Consider the following 16,505-nt stretch of genomic DNA (forward strand, 5'->3'; position numbering starts at 1 on the left):
CTCTCAGTAGCCCTTCGGATGCCACACCGTCTTCGTCTCCAGGAGGGCGGTCATCGGCCGCAGACCCGGATCGACGGTGAAATCCGGGGCCGCCGACGGGCGGATCACCCTCTTCAGCGTCCCTGCGGCGGCCCGCTCCAACTCGGCGGCCAGCTCCGGGTGATCCACCCCGGTGAGGTCGAACGCGTTCACGTCGGCGTGTGAGGCGAGCCACGGGGCGGTCTCGGCGAACCGGCCGGTGAGCAGGTTCACCACACCACCCGGGACATCCGACGTGGCCAGCACCTCAGCCAGGGTGACGGCGACCTGCGGCCGGCCGGCGAGAACCACCGCCGTGTTTCCGGTCACGATCGCCGGGGCGATCACGCTGACCAGCCCGAGCAGCGAGGGCGGGGCGACGATCGCGACGACCCCGGTCGGCTCCGGCGCGGAGACGTTGAGGAACGGCCCGGCCACCGGGTTGGCCCCGCCGGCCACCTGGGCGATCTTGTCGGACCAGCCCGCGTACCAGACCCAGCGGTCGATCGTGGCGTCCACCTCGGCGCCGGGCACCCCGAGGGCGGTGAACTCGGCCCGGCGGGCCTCGACCATCTCGGCGATCCGGTAGAGCACCTGACCGCGGTTGTAGGCGGTGGCGCCGGCCCACTTCGGCTGGGCGGCGCGGGCCGCGACCACGGCGTCCCGGGCGTCCTTGCGGGAGGCGAGGGCCACGTTGTCGCCGTCCACCACGAAGGTCCGTCCTGACTCGCTGCGGGGGAACTTGCCGCCGATGTAGAGCTTGTACGTCTTGCGAACGGCGAGGCGGACGGGTCGCGGTTCCGTCGTGACCGTCGCCTTGGCTGATTTAGGCAAGGTAAGCCTCCAGGCCGTGACGGCCACCCTCCCGGCCGTAGCCGGACTCCTTGTAGCCGCCGAACGGCGACGCCGGGTCGAACTTGTTGAACGTGTTGGCCCACACCACTCCGGCCCGGAGCTTGTCGGCCACGGCCAGGATCCGGGAACCCTTCTCGGTCCAGATCCCGGCGCTCAAGCCGTACGGCGTGTTGTTGGCCTTTTCGATCGCCTCGGCCGGGGTGCGGAAGGTGAGCACCGACAGCACCGGCCCGAAGACCTCCTCGCGGGCGATCCGGTGTGCCTGGGTGACCCCGGTGAAGATCGTCGGCGGGAACCAGAAGCCCTGCGAGGGCAGCTCGCAGGCCGGCGACCAGCGCTCCGCACCCTCCCGTGCGCCTATTTCCGACAATTCCGTAATGCGAGCCAACTGGGCCGCCGAATTGATCGCACCGATGTCGGTGTTCTTGTCCAGCGGGTCACCGACCCGCAACGTGGCCATCCGCCGCTTCAACGACGTCAGCACCTCATCGGCCACCGACTCCTGCACCAGCAGCCGGGAACCCGCACAACACACATGCCCCTGATTGAAGAAGATCCCGGTCACGATCCCCTCGACGGCCTGATCGATCGGGGCGTCGTCGAACACGATGTTGGCCGCCTTGCCGCCCAGCTCCAGAGTCAGCCGCTTGCCGGTGCCCGCCACCGTCCGCGCGATCTGCCGGCCCACCTCGGTCGAACCGGTGAAGGCCACCTTGGCGACATCCGGATGCTGCACCAGATAAGCGCCGGTGTCGCCGGCCCCGGTGACGATGTTGACCACCCCGGCGGGCAACTCCGCCTGCCGGCACACGTCGGCGAAGAAGAGCGCCGACAACGGGGTCGTCTCGGCCGGCTTCAACACCACGGTGTTGCCGGTGGCCAGCGCCGGCGCGATCTTCCAGGCCAGCATGAGCAGCGGAAAGTTCCACGGGATGACCTGACCGGCCACACCCAGCGGCCGCGGATCCGGGCCGAAACCGGCGTACGCCAGCTTGTCGGCCCAGCCCGCGTAGTAGAAGAAGTGTGCCGCGACCAGCGGCAGATCGACGTCCCGCGACTCCCGGATCGGCTTGCCGTTGTCCAGCGACTCCAGCACGGCCAGCTCACGCGACCGCTCCTGGATGATCCGGGCGATCCGGAACAGGTACTTCGCGCGCTCGCTACCGGGCAGCGCCGACCAGGGGCCGAACGCGCGCCGGGCCGCGGCCACCGCCCGGTCGACGTCCTCCGGGCCGGCCGCGGCGACCTCCGCGAGCACCTCCTCGGTGGCCGGGTTGACCGTCTTGAAGACGGTGCCGTCCGTCCCGCTGTCGAACGAGCCGTCGATGAAGAGCCCGTACGACGGGGCGATCTCCACCACCGAACGGGACTCGGGTGCCGGTGCGTACTCGAACATGGGCCTCAGTCCAGGGTGACGTAGTCGGGGCCCGCGTAGTGGCCGGTGGTCAGCTTGGCGCGCTGCATCAGCAGATCGTTGAGCAGCGAGGAGGCGCCGAACCGGAACCGGTCCGGGTCGAGCCACTCGTCACCGACGGTCTCGTTGATCAGCACCAGATACTTGATCGCGTCCTTGGTGGTCTTGATGCCACCGGCCGGTTTGACCCCGATGATCCGGCCGTGCCGCTCCCGGAAGTCGCGGACCGCCTCCAGCATGACCAGCGTGACCGGCAGAGTGGCGTTGACACCCACCTTGCCGGTCGAGGTCTTGATGAAGTCGGCCCCGGCCAGCATCGCCAGCCAGGAGGCGCGGCGGACGTTGTCGTAGGTGGCCAGCTCGCCGGTCTCCAGGATCACCTTCAGATGGGCGCTGCCGCACGCCTCCTTCACCGCGACGATCTCGTCGAAGACCCGGGAGTAGTCGCCGGCCAGGAAAGCGCCCCGGCTGATCACCATGTCGATCTCGTCGGCACCGGCCGCCACCGCCTCCCGGGTGTCGGCCAACTTGACCGCCAGCGGCGCCTGACCGGACGGGAACGCCGTCGCCACGCTGGCCAGATGCACCCCGGAGCCGGCCAGCGCGGTGGCCGCGACACCGGCCATGGCCGGGTAGACGCAGATCGCGGCGACCGGCGGGCAGGACGGATCGGACGGGTCCGGGCGTCTGGCCTTCGCGCAGAGCGCGCGCACCTTGCCGGGAGTGTCCGCGCCCTCCAGCGTGGTCAGGTCGACCATCCGGATGGCCAGGTCGATCGCCGCCGCCTTGGAGTCCGCCTTGACCGAGCGGGTGGCGAGCGCCGCCGCCCTCGACTCGACGCCCACCTTGTCGACCCCGGGCAGGCCGTGCAGGAACGAGCGGAGATCGGACAGTCCAGCGGACGCTGTCACAGTCATGAAAGGGATTCTACGCAACCCCACGACAGTTGATCTTGATTGAACGATAGGTTGTCAGCCGTGGACGTCCTTGTCGTAGATCACCCGCTGGCCCAGACGCGGCTCACCGCGATGCGCCGAACCGACACCGACTCCGGTGTCTTCCGCGCCTCGCTGCACGAGCTGACCACCATGGTGGTCTACGAGGCGGCCCGCCTCTTCGCCGTCGAGAAATACCCCATCGAAACCCCCGTCGCGCCCACCGAAGGCACCCGGCTCGCCAACCCGCCGCTCATCGTCCCGGTCCTCCGGGCCGGACTCGGCATGGCCGACGCCGCACTCGGCCTGCTCCCCGAATCGTCGATGGGCTTCGTCGGACTGGCCCGCGACGAGGAGACCCACGAGCCGCGCGCCTACATGGAGTCGCTGCCCGCCGACCTGACCGGGCAGCCGGTGCTCGTCCTCGACCCGATGCTGGCCACCGGCGGATCGCTGCTGCACTGCTGCCGCCTGCTGGCCGACCGCGGCTGCACCGACATCATCATCTGCTGCGTGCTGGCCGCCCCCGAAGGCGTCGAGCGCCTGAAGGAGTCCGGCCTGCCGCTGCGCCTGATCACCGCCTCCATCGACGAGGGGCTCAACGAGAAGGCGTACATCGTCCCCGGCCTCGGCGACGCCGGCGACCGTCAATTCGGCGGCATGCGCCGCTTCTGAAACCCCTTTTCCGGTACGCCCCACGAAACGGTCCCGCCTCGTCCCCGCGAGGTGGGCGGCACACCGGACCGCCCAGCGACCGCCGGGCAAACACGCCCCCGATTCCCGGCTAGCCGTACATCAGGCAGGTATCCCCGCTCCCAACTCTCGGCTAGCCGTACGTCAGGCAGGTTATCGAGTGCCGATAAGACGTCTGAGGTACGGCTGGGCTGGCCGAGCCGTACCTCAGCCATGTAATGAGGCCTCTGTTACATGGCTGAGGTACGGCTAGCCGCGAATCGGGGTGGGTTGTGTGTGTGGGGGGGGTGTTGGGCTTCTGGGTACGGCTGGCCGTAGGCCGGGCGTGGGTGGGCGCATTCGCCCGGCGGGCGCTGGACGGTCTGGTGTGTCGCCCACCTCGCGGGGACGAGACGGGGCTGTTCGTGGGGCGTACAAAATCAGGGAAGTTCGGTGTAGGACCAGCTGGTCGCGCGGCCGTCGGTGAACGGCATCACCCCGTGGAACACCTGGGGTTTCTCGGCGAACACCAGGGGCAGGAAGTGGCGGTCGGACTCCCACATCGGGAGTTCGCCGGAGAGCACCCGGTCGATCTCCACCCAGTGCAGGCTGCCCTCGTCGTTGGTGGTGTGCGGGGTGCCGGTCCAGCCGGTGATCCGGAACAGGAAGCCGAACCAGTTCTCGCCGTCGCGGCCGAACCCGGGCCAGGCGATGGTGCCGGCCGTCTCGATGCCGGTGCAGTCGATGCCGGCCTCTTCGTGGATCTCCCGCCGCAGGCCGGTGAGCACGTCTTCGCCGGGCTCCAGTTTGCCGCCGAGGCCGTTGTAATAGCCGTAGTGGATGTCGTCCGGCCGGGCGTCGCGACGGATCATCAGAATCCGGTCGCGGTCGGGTGAGAGGACGTATCCGAGGGTTGCCAGGACTGCTCGCACCGATGCAGCCTAGCCTCAGAAGGGATGCGCCTCTCGGTGGCGGAGAACCCCGGCTCGCGCAGGCAAAACCGTTGTTATGAGGACGTAAGTTCGATGGTCATCTTAATGACGGTCTCGGTTTGCGTCGATGATACTGTGGGCGCTTCCTCAACGACGTCACACGGATGGTCTGCGTCCACCTATGCCGAACTTGACCAGTTTAGTTGTGCCTGCGTGGCAAGTGCAGGGTTATCTGAACGAATGTCTGGATTCGATTCTGCGACAGCAATCGGTCGAGGGCGTGGAGGTCGTGGCGGTCGATGACGCCTCCACCGACCACAGCGGCCAGATCATCGATGAGCGTGCCGCGGCTGATCCCCGGGTGGTCGCGATCCACCTGGACACCAACGGCGGCCCGGGCGCCGCGCGCAACGCCGGCCTGGAGCGCGCCACCGGTGAGTACGTGTGGTTCGTCGACGGTGATGACCGGATCGCTCCGGGCGCGCTGGCGGCCGTCGAGGCGAAGCTCCGTGAGGAGAAGCCGGACGTGCTGCTGGTCGGGGTGGCGCGGGAGCGCTGGAACCGTAAGGTGTCCCGGTTCGTCACGCCGAAGAAGGCCCGGACCGGTCTGGACGCGATCCTGGCAGCCGCGCCGCCGCTGGGTGGCCTGGTGGTGCGCCGGCAGTTCCTGATCGACGCGGGCATCCGGTTCGAGACCGAGTGGTACGAGGACATGGCTTTCGGCTACGCGGTGCTGGCCGCGGCCGACGCCGGCAACGTGGCGATGATCGAGCCGCCGTGTTACATCCACCGGATGGACCGGCAGGGTTCGCTGCGCGGCCGGTCGAAGCGGCATGTCGAGCTGGTCCGCCAGTGGGACCGGACGCTGCGCCTGCCGGTGGTCGAGCAGGCCGATCCGAAGATCCGTCGCAAGATCCTCAACCGGGTGATCGGTGATCTGCTGACGCTGATGGAGAACGGCGCGCGGGTGCCGGAGAAGGCCCGGCCCGCGATGTTCACCGAGATCTCCAAGCTGCTGCGCGGGCACGAGACCCGGGTGTCGCCGCGGCCGGGCGGGCTGGGCGGCATGCGGTTGAAGCTGCTGGCCGACGGCAAGTATTCGGCGTACCGCCTGCTGCGCCGGGGTCGTGGCGCGGTGGACGGGGTGATCGGCAAGGTGCGCGGCGCCCGGACCAAGTCGAAGGCGGCCCGGGACAAGAAGGCGCTGCAGATCTACTACAAGCAGCAGCTGCGGGAGCCGATCGACGAGAACCTGGCGGTGTACGGGGCGTACTGGTACCGCGGTTACGCCTGCAACCCGGCGGCGATCTACGAGAAGGCCAAGGAGCTGGCTCCGCATGTGCGCGGTGTCTGGGTGGTCAAGCCCGGTGCCCGGGACGTGCCGGAGGGTGTGCCGACGGTCAACCCGGGGACGAAGGAGTATTTCCGGCTGATCGCCCGCGCCAAGTACATGATCAACAACGCCACCTTCCCGCCGGACGTGGTGAAGCGGCCGGACGCGATCCAGGTGCAGACCCACCACGGGACGCCGCTCAAGACGATGGGGCTGGACCAGCCGCGGTTCCCCGCGTCGCTGGGCAACTTCAACCCCGACCGGATGCGGATGAACCTCGCCAAGTGGGACTTCAGCATCACCCCGAACCGGCACACCACGCTGCTCTGGGACCGCCAGTTCCCGATCAAGGGCGAGACCCTGGAGACCGGCTACCCGCGTAACGACCGGCTGGCCCTGGCCGGCCCGGCGGAGCGCGCCGCGGCCCGTGCCGAGCTCGGGCTGGGCGAGGACGAGCAGGTCGTGCTCTACGCCCCGACGCACCGTGAGTGGCATGCGGTCTTCACCCCGCCGCTGGACGTGGACGAGCTGGCCGAGGCGCTCGGCCCGAAGGTCCGGGTGCTGCTGCGCGGCCACTACTTCTACGACTCGATCGGCTTCCCGCCGCGGCACCCCCGGGTGCTGGACGTGTCCACCTTCCCGTCGGTGGAGACGCTGGCGATCGCGTCCGACGCGATGATCACCGACTTCTCGTCGATCATGTTCGACTACGCGATCCTGCGGAAGCCGCTGATCATCTTCGCCCCGGACTGGGAGGTCTACAAGGCCGTCCGTGGCGTCTCGTTCGATCTGGAGGCCGGTCACCCCGGCACGTTCGCCCGCACCTTCGACGAGCTGGTCGAGGCGATCCGGTCCGGTGCGATCGACAGTCCGGAAGCGAGGCAGGCCCTGGAGCGGTTCCGGGAGCGGTTCTGCTCGCTGGAGGACGGCCACGCCGCCGAGCGGGTCGTCCGGCGCGTCTTCCTGGGGGAACCCCTTGTCTGAGCTGGTGCCCGGCCTGGTCAGTGTGATCGTGCCGATCTACAACGTGGAACCGTTCCTGCGGGACTGTCTGGACTCGCTGCGGGCCCAGACCTACACCGACCTCCAGGTCATCCTGGTCGACGACGGCTCCACCGACAGTTCCGCGGCCATCGCCGAGGAGTATGTGGCCGCCGACGAGCGGTTCCAGCTGATCCGGCAGGCCAACGCCGGGCTGAGCGCGGCCCGCAACACCGGTGTGCCGGCCGCGACCGGTGAGTTCCTGGCGTTCGTGGACAGCGACGACCTGCTCGCCGCGCACGCGTACGAGCTGCTGGTCGGCGCGCTGGCCGACGGCGCGGACTTCGCCACCGGCGGGGTGGTGCGGCTGACCTCCCGCGGCACCCACCGCGGCGCCCCGCACAAGACCGCCATCACCAAGACCAAGCTGAACGCGCACGTCTCCACCCGGCGGGTCCTGCTCGCCGACCGGACGATCTGGAACAAGCTGTTCCGCCGCAGCTTCTACGACAAGCACGGCTTCGAGTTCCCGGTCGGCCGGCTCTACGAGGACGCCCCGGTCACGGTGCCCGCGCACGCGCTGGCCGAGAAGGTCGCGGTGGTCGCCGGGACGATCTACTTCTGGCGGCTGCGGGAAGGCGCCGTCCGGTCGATCACCCAGTCCGGCGGTGACCTGCGCAACCTGGTGGACCGGTTCCACTCGATCGAGCTGGCCTCGCAGGCGCTGGCCCGGGCCGGTCAGGAGGAGCTGCGCCAGCACTTCCTGCGGCTGTCGATCCAGGACCAGCTGAGCAACTACTTCAAGTTCCTGCCGTCGGCCACGCCGGAGTTCCAGTCCACCTTCATGGACCTGTCCCGGGCGTACCTGAAGCAGGTCGACCAGACGGCGATCGCCCAGCTGCCCGCGGAGATCCGCCCGCACTGGAAGCTGATCAAGCAGAACAAGTTCGCCGAGCTGATCGAGCTGATCGACCACGGCTACCGGCTCAACACCAAACCGGTCAAGATGCCCCAGGTGGAGGCGGTCGTCCGGGCCCTCACCTGGGAGGGCGACCGGCTCGTGCTGTCCGGCACGGTCGGGTCCCCGGCGGCACCGGCCAGCCGGACCGGCCGGCTCAAGGTCTTCTGGGCCAGCAACCCGGCCAGCGGCCGCAAGGTCCCGATCTGGTCGCGGTCCCAGCCCGGCGGCTTCGTGCTCCGGATCAAGCCCGAGACGCTGCGGATCGGCAACGCCTGGCAGGCCGGGCACTGGACCGTCGCGGCCGCGATGACCCAGGGCCTGAACCTGCGCAAGACCGTGGTCCGGATGCCCGGCGACTGGATCGAGCCGCTGCCGCAGATCCCGGTGGCCCCGGGCGTCTGGGTGATGCCGAACATCGCCAAGGGCCAGCTGCGGATCTCGGTGATCAAGGCGGACGGCTGGCTCACCGAGAGCCGCCCGGACGGCGACGACCTGGTCCTGGTGGGCCGGCTGCGGCAGAAGCAGACCGCCGCCGAGATCCAGCTGTGCCGGGCGGCGGGCATCGTCGCGCAGACGGTGCCGGCCCAGATCGGCGCGGACGGGCGCGACTTCACCGCCCGGCTGCCGCTGAACCGGATCGCGCTGGACGTCCGCGACGACAACCACGCCGAAGGCCACTACGGGCAGCGCTTCTACCTGGACCTGGAGACCGGTGGGAAGTCGACCCGGCTGATGGCCGGCGCCGATTACCGGGAGATGCGTGTCCCGTACGGCACCGACGAGGTGTTCACCGCGGTCGCCGACCACAACCGGGGCGTCTCGATCGGCACCCGCCCGCAGGGCCCGGTGGTGACCGGGGCCCGCTGGGAGCCGAACGGTGTGCTGGTGCTCAGCGGCGACAGCCCGGTGCCCGCCGAGGGCCGGCTGCTGCTGCGCCTGCGCGGCCGCCGCAAGGACCTGGGCCTGCCGCTGAAGGTGGAGGACGGACGCTGGGAGGTGGCCGTCGACCCGTCCGGGGTGCCGACCCTGGCCGGCCGGCTGCCACTGGTCGCCGGCACCTGGGACCTGACCTTCCGGGCGCCCGGTGTCCGGCACGAGACGACGACGCCGCTGGCGTTCGACGCCGGGGTGCTGGCCAGCCTGCCGCTGGAGGGCCCGGAGAACGACGGGGTGCGCGGCCGGATCCGGCGCGGGCAGTACGAACGCGCGGTGATCTACCTGAGCGCACCGGAGACCGGCCCGGAGGAGCACGACCGGCTGTTCAAGCAGTACTTCCCGGCGTCCGGCCGGCCCGCGCTGCGGGACGTGGTGCTGCTCGACGCGGCACCCGGCCGGCGCTTCTTCGACGACCCGGCGGCCCTGCTGGCCGAGCTGCGGTCCCGGCCGGACGCGCCGCCGGTGCTGTGGACCGTGGACCGCGGCCAGCCGCTGCCGGACGACGCCGAGCCGGTCTCGTACGGCAGTGAGGCGTGGTACGCGGCGCTCGCCACCAGCCGCTGGGTGGTCACCAACGACAACCTGCCGCTCTGGTTCCGCCCGGCCCCCGGCCAGGTGGTGCTGCGGCTGGCCGGTGGCTGGCCGGTGGCCCGCTCCGGCGCCCTGGCCAGCGGACACCCGCTCGGCAAGAGCCTGATCGAGCAGCTGCAGTCGGATGCGGCGTCGTGGACCGCGGTGGCCTCGCCGAGTCCGTCGGCCACTCCGGTGCTGCGCGAGGAGCTGGGCTTCACCGGGACGGTCCTGGAGTACGGCCGGCCGGCCAACGACATGCTGTCGACGATCGGCCGGACCGCCGCGCGCGCCCATGTGCTGAAGCTGCTGGGGCTGCCGGAGGACACCACCCTGGTGCTGTACGCGCCCACCCGCCGCCCCTCGGACCTGCGCCGTCGTGGGGCCAGCGACCCGGGCCGCCTGCTGGACCTGCTCGGGGTGGCCACCGCGCTGCCGCCGAACCACCGGCTGCTGGTGCGGCGTCACCCGGGTGTGCCGGACGACGTGCTGGGTCAGGTCGACGGGGTGCTGGACGTGACCGCGTACCCCCAGGTGAGTGAACTCCTGCTCGCCACCGACATGTTGATCACCGACTATTCGGCGCTGCTCGCGGACTATGCGAGCACCGGCCGGCCGGCTCTGCTCTACGTGCCGGACCTGGAGGAGTTCGAGAGCTCCCCGGGTCTCAACGTGGACCTGGAGAAATCCGCGCCGGGCCCGCTGCTGCGGGAGTCCGCCGAGGTGGCGGCCGCCCTGCAGGACATCCCCGGGATCGTCGCGGCGCACCGGGACCGTGCGGAGGCCTTCGCGGCGACACATGGTGCCGGCGGAGAGGGCGGCGCGGCGTCAAAGCTCGTCGACTGGATGATGGCAGCCGGGCGTTGAGCAACTATCGTTCGGGCATGACGTCCATCCCCCTCGCCGAGGAACTGCTTCTTCTCGCCTACGACGACCAGAGCGGTAAAGCGACCGGATCCCGGATCGGCCTCGATCTCGGTATGGCAGCGGCCGTCCTGATCGATCTCGCGCTGGCGAACCGGGTCGCGTACGCGGCCGACGGATATCTGAAGGTCGTGGACGGCACGCCGCTCGGTGACCCGGTCGCCGACGCGGTGCTGTCCAAGATCGCGACTGAGGAGTCGCACACGCCGGCCCAGTGGCTGCAGCGTCTGCGGCACCGGCTGCGGACCCGGGTGCTGGAGGACCTGTGCGCCCGGGGCGTGGTGCAGGACGTGGACGAGACCCAGCTGGGTGTCATCCACGTGCACCGCTACCCGACCAGCGATCCGGCGTACGAGGCGGAGATCCGCAGCCGGCTGGCCGCCGCGCTGGTCGGCAACACCCTGCCCGACGAGCGGACGGCCGCGCTGGCCACCCTGCTCGTCGCGGCGCGGATGGAGCCGGCGCTGAAACTGCCGCCGGCCGAGGCGGAGCGGGCGCACGAGCGGCTCGCCGAGATCGCCAGCAACGCCGGTTTCGTCGGCGACGTGTCCCTGGAGGACTCCATCGTGCGGCCCAGCGTGGCGCTGGTGGTGGCCACCCTGGGCAAGGCGATCCAGGCCGCCCTGGGCGCTCCCAAGCCGATCTGACGTCGTCTCCCGGGGCTCGCCGCCCCGGGAGACGGTCGCGTCACACGCCGAGCGTGGTCGCGATCTCGGCGCGGAGGGCCGCCAGGTCGGCCGCCGCCCGGGTCCGGGTGGTCCCCGGGTCACCCGTCACGACCACTTCCAGGTACGCCTTCAGTTTCGGCTCGGTACCCGACGGCCGGATCACCACGCGTGCCGCCGGCGTACGGAAGGTCAGCACGTCGTTCTCCGGCAGCAGGTCCACCACCTCGGTCACCGCCGCGCCCAGCAAAGTGGCGGGCGGGTTCGTCCGGGCCCGGGTCATCGCCCGGCCGATCTCGGCGAGGTCGTCGACGCGGACCGACAGCTGGTCGGTGGCGTGCAGCCCGAACTCGGCGGCCAGTTCGTCCAGCCGCCCGGCCAGCGTTCTCCCCTCGGCTTTGAGTCCGGCGGCCAGCTCGGCCACGGTCAGCGCGGCGGTGACGCCGTCCTTGTCCCGGACCATCGCCGGGGCCACGCAGTAGCCGAGCGCCTCCTCGTAGCCGAACGCCAGGTCCTCGGCCGCCCGGACGATCCACTTGAAGCCGGTCAGGGTCTCCGCGTACGGCACACCCCGGGCCGCGCAGAGCCGGCCCAGCAGCGACGACGAGACGATCGTGGTGGCGTACAGGCCGGGGACACCGCGCCGGATCAGATGATCGGCAAGCAGCACCCCCAGTTCGTCGCCGCGCAGTGGACGCCAGCCGTCCGGGCCGGGCACCGCCACCGCGCAGCGGTCGGCGTCCGGGTCGTTGGCGATCGCCAGGTCGGCGTGTTCCGTCCCGGCCAGGGCCAGCAGCCGGTCCATCGCGCCGGGCTCCTCCGGGTTGGGGAAGGCCACGGTCGGGAACTCCGGGTCCGGTTCGGCCTGGGCGGCCACCACCGCGGGCGCCGGGAACCCGGCCGCGGTGAACGCCTCGACCAGGGTGGAGCCGCCCACCCCGTGCATCGGGGTGTACGCGATGGTCAGGTCGCGGGGGCCGCCGGGGCGGAGGACGGCGGCGGCGTCGCGGACGTACCCGGCGAGGATCTCGTCACCGAGGACCGTGCCCGGATCGCCGAGCGGGACCGACGCCACGCTCGGCACCGCCCGGATCGCCGCCTCGATGCCGGCGTCGGCCGGCGGGACGATCTGCGCCCCCGCGCCGGCCGGACCGCCCAGCTGAGCGCCCAGATAGACCTTGTAGCCGTTGTCCTGCGGCGGGTTGTGGCTGGCGGTGACCATCACACCGGCGACCGCGTCCAGTGCCCGCACCGCGTAGGCCAGCACCGGGGTGGGCAGCGGTCCGGGCAGCAGCAGCGCCTGGCGGCCGGTGCCGGTCGCGACCCGCGCGGTGCGCTCGGCGAACTCCTTCGAACCGTGCCGGGCGTCGTATCCGATGACCAGCGGCCCGGTGCCGCCCCGCGCGTCCAGCCAGGTGGCCAGGCCGGCGGCGGCCCGGGTGACGACGGCGAGGTTCATGCCGTTCGGGCCGGCCCGCAACCGGCCGCGCAGTCCCGCGGTGCCGAAGGTGAGCGGGCCGGAGAACCGGTCACCCAGCTCCGCGGCCGTCCCGGGCAGCCCGTCCAGGACCGCGCGTAACTCGGCCCGGCTCACCGGGTCCGGGTCGTCGGCGAGCCAGGCCTCGGCGCGGGCGATCAGGTCAACATCAACTTGTGGTGCCATCAGGAGTTGATAGCACAGGCCGGTCAGAGGTTGAGCTGGAACGTCTCGGTCATGACGTCGTAGTACTTCTTGTAGTCCGGGTACTTCGCGTCGGTGGTGGTGAGGAAGAAGGAGTACATCTTGTTGCCGACGGTGGTCATCCGCCAGATGCCGTGGCGCATGTCGGCGCCCGCACCGCAGGTGTACTCCAGTTCGGCGCCCGGGTTGCCGGAGATGGTCACCTCGCTGGTGGCCACCGTGGTGAACGGCGCCGGGCAGGACTTGCCCTTGCGCAGCCCGGCCGGGGCGGTCTGGTTGACGAACTTGGTCGGGGCGATCTTGCCGTTCTCCACCAGCACGCGGACCTTGGTGGTCTTGTCGTCGGGCTCGATGTACTCGACGTAGACGCCACCGGCCGAGCGGGTCCAGCCGGCCGGGACGTCCACGCTGACCGCGGCGTTGCCCTTGTACGGCTGGGTCTCGAAGTCGGCGGCCGCGGCGTTGGCCGGCGGCGGGGCGGCCTGGGGCGGCGTGACCGGCTCGTCCGAACCGCCGCTGAACGCGAAGACCAGCACCAGGATCAGCACCACCGCGGCGGCACCGCCGGAGATCAGCTGCTTGTTGCGCGGCCACGACTGGAACGTGGCCACCGCCTTCTCGGCGCCCTCCCGGGCGGTGCCGACCACCTTGTCGACGCCGGCCCGCCGCTTGGCGGCCGGGCTCACCACCACGGTGCCCGGGCGCGGGGCGGCGCCGGCCCGCTGCTGGGCCCACGAGTTCTGCGGAGGGATGACGCTGGTGGTCTCGTTGCCGCCCTGGCTCCGGCCCCGGCCGCCGTCCGGCAGCTTGAAGGAGGGCATCTGACCGGTCGGCACGCTGACCGTGGACACCGGGGCGGCCGGCGGCTCGGGCGCGCGGCGGCGGCCCCCCGCGTTCTGCTGTTCCAGCTTGGCCAGGTGGTCGGTGAGCGACTCGTCGGCGGCCAGCATCGCGCGCCCGCCGATCTGGCCGCTGGGCTGCGGCGGGATCGGCTGGGTGTCGGCGGCCGGCGGCGGGGTGGGCGGGCTGGTCGGCCGGGACGCGGGGACGACCGAGTACGGGTCGGTCATCATGTGCGGCGGGTTCTTGCTGGCCAGCGGCCCGACGAGCTGCTGCCGCAGGATGGTCCGGGCGGTCTGCACGTCCATCCGCTGGGCCGGGTTCTTCTCCAGCAGGCCCATCAGCACCGGGGTCAGCGAGCCGGCCCGCACCACCGGGGCGGGCGGGTCCTCGACCACCGAGTGCATGGTCTCGATCGGGTCGCCCTTGTCGAACGGCGGCCGGCCCTCGATCGCGGTGTAGAGCGTGACGCCGAGCGAGAACAGGTCGCTGGGCGGGCCGAAGTCGTGGCCCATGGCCCGCTCCGGCGAGATGAAGTGCGGCGAGCCGAGCACCATGCCCGGCGTGGTCAGCTGCACGTCGGTGGGCATCCGGGCGACACCGAAGTCGGTCAGCACGCACCGGCCGTCGCCGCAGATCAGCACGTTCGCCGGTTTGACGTCACGGTGCAGGACGCCGTGCGCGTGCGCGACCTCGAGCGCGCCGAGCAGGGCGATGCCGATCTTGGCGACCACCCGGGGGGACACCGGGCCGTCCTCGATCACCATGTCGGCGAGGCTGCGGGCGTCCAGCAGCTCCATCACGATCCACGGGCGGCCGTTCTCGTGCACCACGTCGTAGACCTGCACCACCGCCGGGTGCTGGAGCGCGGCCGCGGCCCGGGCCTCGCGCATGGTCCGTTCATACATCGCGTCACGGTCGCTGGGGGCGAGACCGGGCGGGAGGATGACCTCCTTGATCGCCACGTCGCGGCGCAGCAGGGTGTCCGCCGCGCGCCACACCGTGCCCATGCCACCGTGGCCAACCGCGGCGCGAAGGGTGTACCGCCCGCCGATGAGCGTGCCAGGGGCTGCGCGTCCGCTGGTTGGAGACGAGTTCCCACCGCTCCACGTCGGAATTTGAGTCACTGAGGATGCCACCGAGGGGGTATAGGGGCTGTCGGCCAACCAGGCTATCTTGCCCGCAGGGAGGGCCGGAACGAAAGGCACCGCGTCACTGTTCATGACACTTCGACCCTGTGTAGTCGAGGTGTGGCGGTGAGTCGGTGATCGCCGGTGGAATACCCCGCACCGCAAGTGGGGACGACTTAACGTTGTACTAATAGAGTCGCCACGTCGATCGACGTACCGGTGGTGTGTCGCGTCACCTGCGCGATCCACTACCCGTTGAAGGGCTGGCGGGCCGGGACGACCTCCCGTGTGCCCGCACCTCTTTACGCGACCGTTACACAGCGTTACCTGGATCAGGACTAAGCTGTCGCGCATTGCGAAACCCGACGAAGTTCGAGAGTGATACGGAAGCCGACGTGACTACTGCTCTGGAGGCGCCGGAAGGCGCCGATACGTCGTGGCCCGGGCAGATGCCCGGCACCGACCCGCTCCCCGGCCGGCTGGACCGCTGGCTCGCTGCGAGGGGCGCCGAGCTGGTAGCGATCCGGCGGCACATTCACGCCCACCCGGAACCGTCACACTCCGAGTTCGAGACCGCCGCGCTGATCGCCCGGGAGCTGACCGTCGCCGGCCTCAGCCCGCGCCTGCTGCCGCGCGGCAACGGGGTGATCTGCGACATCGGCGAGGGCCCGCGCACCATCGCGTTCCGGGCCGACATCGACTCGCTGCCGCTGCAGGACCTCAAGGACGTGTCCTACCGCAGCACCGTCGACGGCCAGGCGCACGCCTGCGGCCACGACGTGCACACCACCGTCGTGCTCGGTCTCGGCATGGCGCTGGCCCAGCTCAACGATCAGGGCCTGCTGCCCGGCCGGGTGCGGCTGATCTTCCAGCCGGCCGAGGAGGCGATGCCGTCCGGCGCGCCCGAGGTGATCGCGGCCGGCGGGCTCAAGGACGTCGATGCCATCTACGCGCTGCACTGCTACCCGCAGCTGCCGTCCGGGCTGGTCGGCGTCCGCTCCGGGCCGTTCACCGCGGCCGCCGACGCGGTCGAGGTCAGGCTGACCGGCCCCGGCGGGCACACCGCCCGGCCGCACCTCACCGCCGACCTGGTGCACGCCCTCGGCCGGATCATCGTCGACGTGCCGTCGCTGCTCAGCCGCCGGATGGACCCGCGGGCCGGGCTGTCGCTGGTGTGGGGCGCGGTGCAGGCCGGGCAGGCGTTCAACGCGATCCCCGGCGCCGGGCACGTCCGCGGCACCGTCCGGGTCCTCAGCCGGGACGCCTGGCGGCAGGCCGAGGAGCTGATCACCCGGCTGATCCACGAGGTGGCCGCGCCGACCGGGGTCGAGGTCGAGGTCGACTACGTCCGGGGCGTCCCGCCGGTGATCAACGACCGGATGGCCTCGGCCGTCATCGCCGGTGCGGCCGGCGCCGCGCTCGGTCCCGACCGGGTGGTCGAGGCCGAGCTCAGCATGGGCGGCGAGGACTTCTCGTTCTACCTGGAGCACGTGCCGGGCGCGATGATCCGGCTCGGCACCGGGCGGCCCGGCTCGGACGTGCGCCACGACCTGCACCAGGGCGATTTCGACGTGGACGAGACCTGCATCGCGCACGGGGTGCGGGTGATGGCGCACACCGCGCTGGCCGCCCTCTCCACCGGAGCCTTCTAGGTCGTG

Annotated in this window: 11 protein-coding genes; 5 read left to right on the top strand and 6 right to left on the bottom strand. The window is 71.1% G+C overall.

Features of this window, described 5'->3' with window-relative positions; genetic code table 11:
* Positions 1–3: 3 nt before the first annotated feature.
* From ACQ0O7_RS06305 to deoC, 3 genes are read right to left on the bottom strand one after another with little or no spacing between them, the layout of a single operon-like run.
* Positions 4–852, bottom strand: coding sequence for an aldehyde dehydrogenase family protein (locus tag ACQ0O7_RS06305; RefSeq protein ID WP_430780796.1), 849 nt, complete (start codon positions 850–852; stop codon positions 4–6).
* On the bottom strand, positions 845–2,269 hold the full coding sequence (locus ACQ0O7_RS06310; protein WP_430780797.1) for an aldehyde dehydrogenase family protein: 1,425 nt from the start codon (positions 2,267–2,269) through the stop codon (positions 845–847). The genes ACQ0O7_RS06305 and ACQ0O7_RS06310 overlap by 8 nt, the downstream gene beginning before the upstream one ends.
* 5 nt (positions 2,270–2,274) lie before the next feature.
* Entirely contained in the window at positions 2,275–3,204 is a 930-nt protein-coding gene (gene deoC, locus ACQ0O7_RS06315) for a deoxyribose-phosphate aldolase (protein ID WP_430780798.1), read from the bottom strand.
* 60 nt (positions 3,205–3,264) lie between these two features.
* Between deoC and upp the strand changes: the two genes are divergently transcribed.
* Positions 3,265–3,897: a uracil phosphoribosyltransferase gene (upp, locus tag ACQ0O7_RS06320; RefSeq protein ID WP_430780799.1), complete on the top strand. Its 633-nt coding sequence runs from the start codon at positions 3,265–3,267 to the stop codon at positions 3,895–3,897.
* A 437-nt stretch (positions 3,898–4,334) separates the two neighbouring features.
* Here the strand turns inward: upp and ACQ0O7_RS06325 are convergent, their stop codons facing one another.
* Complete coding sequence (locus tag ACQ0O7_RS06325; protein WP_430780800.1) at positions 4,335–4,826, bottom strand: NUDIX hydrolase; 492 nt, start codon at positions 4,824–4,826, stop codon at positions 4,335–4,337.
* Positions 4,827–5,007: 181 nt separating this feature from the next.
* Here ACQ0O7_RS06325 and ACQ0O7_RS06330 point away from each other — a divergent pair, with 181 nt between their 5' ends.
* From ACQ0O7_RS06330 to ACQ0O7_RS06340, 3 genes are read left to right on the top strand one after another with little or no spacing between them, the layout of a single operon-like run.
* Complete coding sequence (locus ACQ0O7_RS06330; protein WP_430780801.1) at positions 5,008–7,143, top strand: bifunctional glycosyltransferase/CDP-glycerol:glycerophosphate glycerophosphotransferase; 2,136 nt, start codon at positions 5,008–5,010, stop codon at positions 7,141–7,143.
* Positions 7,136–10,474, top strand: coding sequence for a CDP-glycerol glycerophosphotransferase family protein (locus tag ACQ0O7_RS06335; protein ID WP_430780802.1), 3,339 nt, complete (start codon positions 7,136–7,138; stop codon positions 10,472–10,474). Before ACQ0O7_RS06330 ends, ACQ0O7_RS06335 begins: the two co-directional genes overlap by 8 nt.
* 17 nt (positions 10,475–10,491) lie before the next feature.
* The gene (locus tag ACQ0O7_RS06340; protein WP_430780803.1) at positions 10,492–11,178 is read left to right on the top strand and encodes a GOLPH3/VPS74 family protein; all 687 of its coding nucleotides are present in this window, start codon (positions 10,492–10,494) and stop codon (positions 11,176–11,178) included.
* Positions 11,179–11,218: 40 nt separating this feature from the next.
* On the opposite strand, the gene ACQ0O7_RS06345 is transcribed toward ACQ0O7_RS06340, so the two are convergent.
* Both ACQ0O7_RS06345 and ACQ0O7_RS06350 read right to left on the bottom strand, forming a co-directional pair.
* Positions 11,219–12,859 (bottom strand): phospho-sugar mutase, encoded by a 1,641-nt coding sequence (locus ACQ0O7_RS06345; RefSeq protein ID WP_430780804.1) that lies wholly within the window; start codon positions 12,857–12,859, stop codon positions 11,219–11,221.
* 23 nt (positions 12,860–12,882) lie between these two features.
* Positions 12,883–14,844, bottom strand: coding sequence for a protein kinase domain-containing protein (locus ACQ0O7_RS06350; RefSeq protein ID WP_430780805.1), 1,962 nt, complete (start codon positions 14,842–14,844; stop codon positions 12,883–12,885).
* Positions 14,845–15,242: 398 nt separating this feature from the next.
* Here ACQ0O7_RS06350 and ACQ0O7_RS06355 point away from each other — a divergent pair, with 398 nt between their 5' ends.
* Positions 15,243–16,499 (top strand): amidohydrolase, encoded by a 1,257-nt coding sequence (locus ACQ0O7_RS06355; RefSeq protein WP_430780806.1) that lies wholly within the window; start codon positions 15,243–15,245, stop codon positions 16,497–16,499.
* Positions 16,500–16,505: the final 6 nt, after the last annotated feature.

The sequence above is a fragment of the Actinoplanes sp. G11-F43 genome (assembly GCF_050589265.1).
Taxonomy (GTDB): domain Bacteria; phylum Actinomycetota; class Actinomycetes; order Mycobacteriales; family Micromonosporaceae; genus Actinoplanes.

What these genes read in the sequence shown, in the direction of transcription:
- ACQ0O7_RS06310 (WP_430780797.1), bottom strand. Translation starts at nt 2,269, where the DNA reads ATGTTCGAGTACGCACCGGCACCCGAGTCCCGTTCGGTGGTGGAGATC.
- deoC (WP_430780798.1), bottom strand. Translation starts at nt 3,204, where the DNA reads ATGACTGTGACAGCGTCCGCTGGACTGTCCGATCTCCGCTCGTTCCTG.
- ACQ0O7_RS06330 (WP_430780801.1), top strand. Translation starts at nt 5,008, where the DNA reads ATGCCGAACTTGACCAGTTTAGTTGTGCCTGCGTGGCAAGTGCAGGGT.
- ACQ0O7_RS06340 (WP_430780803.1), top strand. Translation starts at nt 10,492, where the DNA reads ATGACGTCCATCCCCCTCGCCGAGGAACTGCTTCTTCTCGCCTACGAC.
- ACQ0O7_RS06345 (WP_430780804.1), bottom strand. Translation starts at nt 12,859, where the DNA reads ATGGCACCACAAGTTGATGTTGACCTGATCGCCCGCGCCGAGGCCTGG.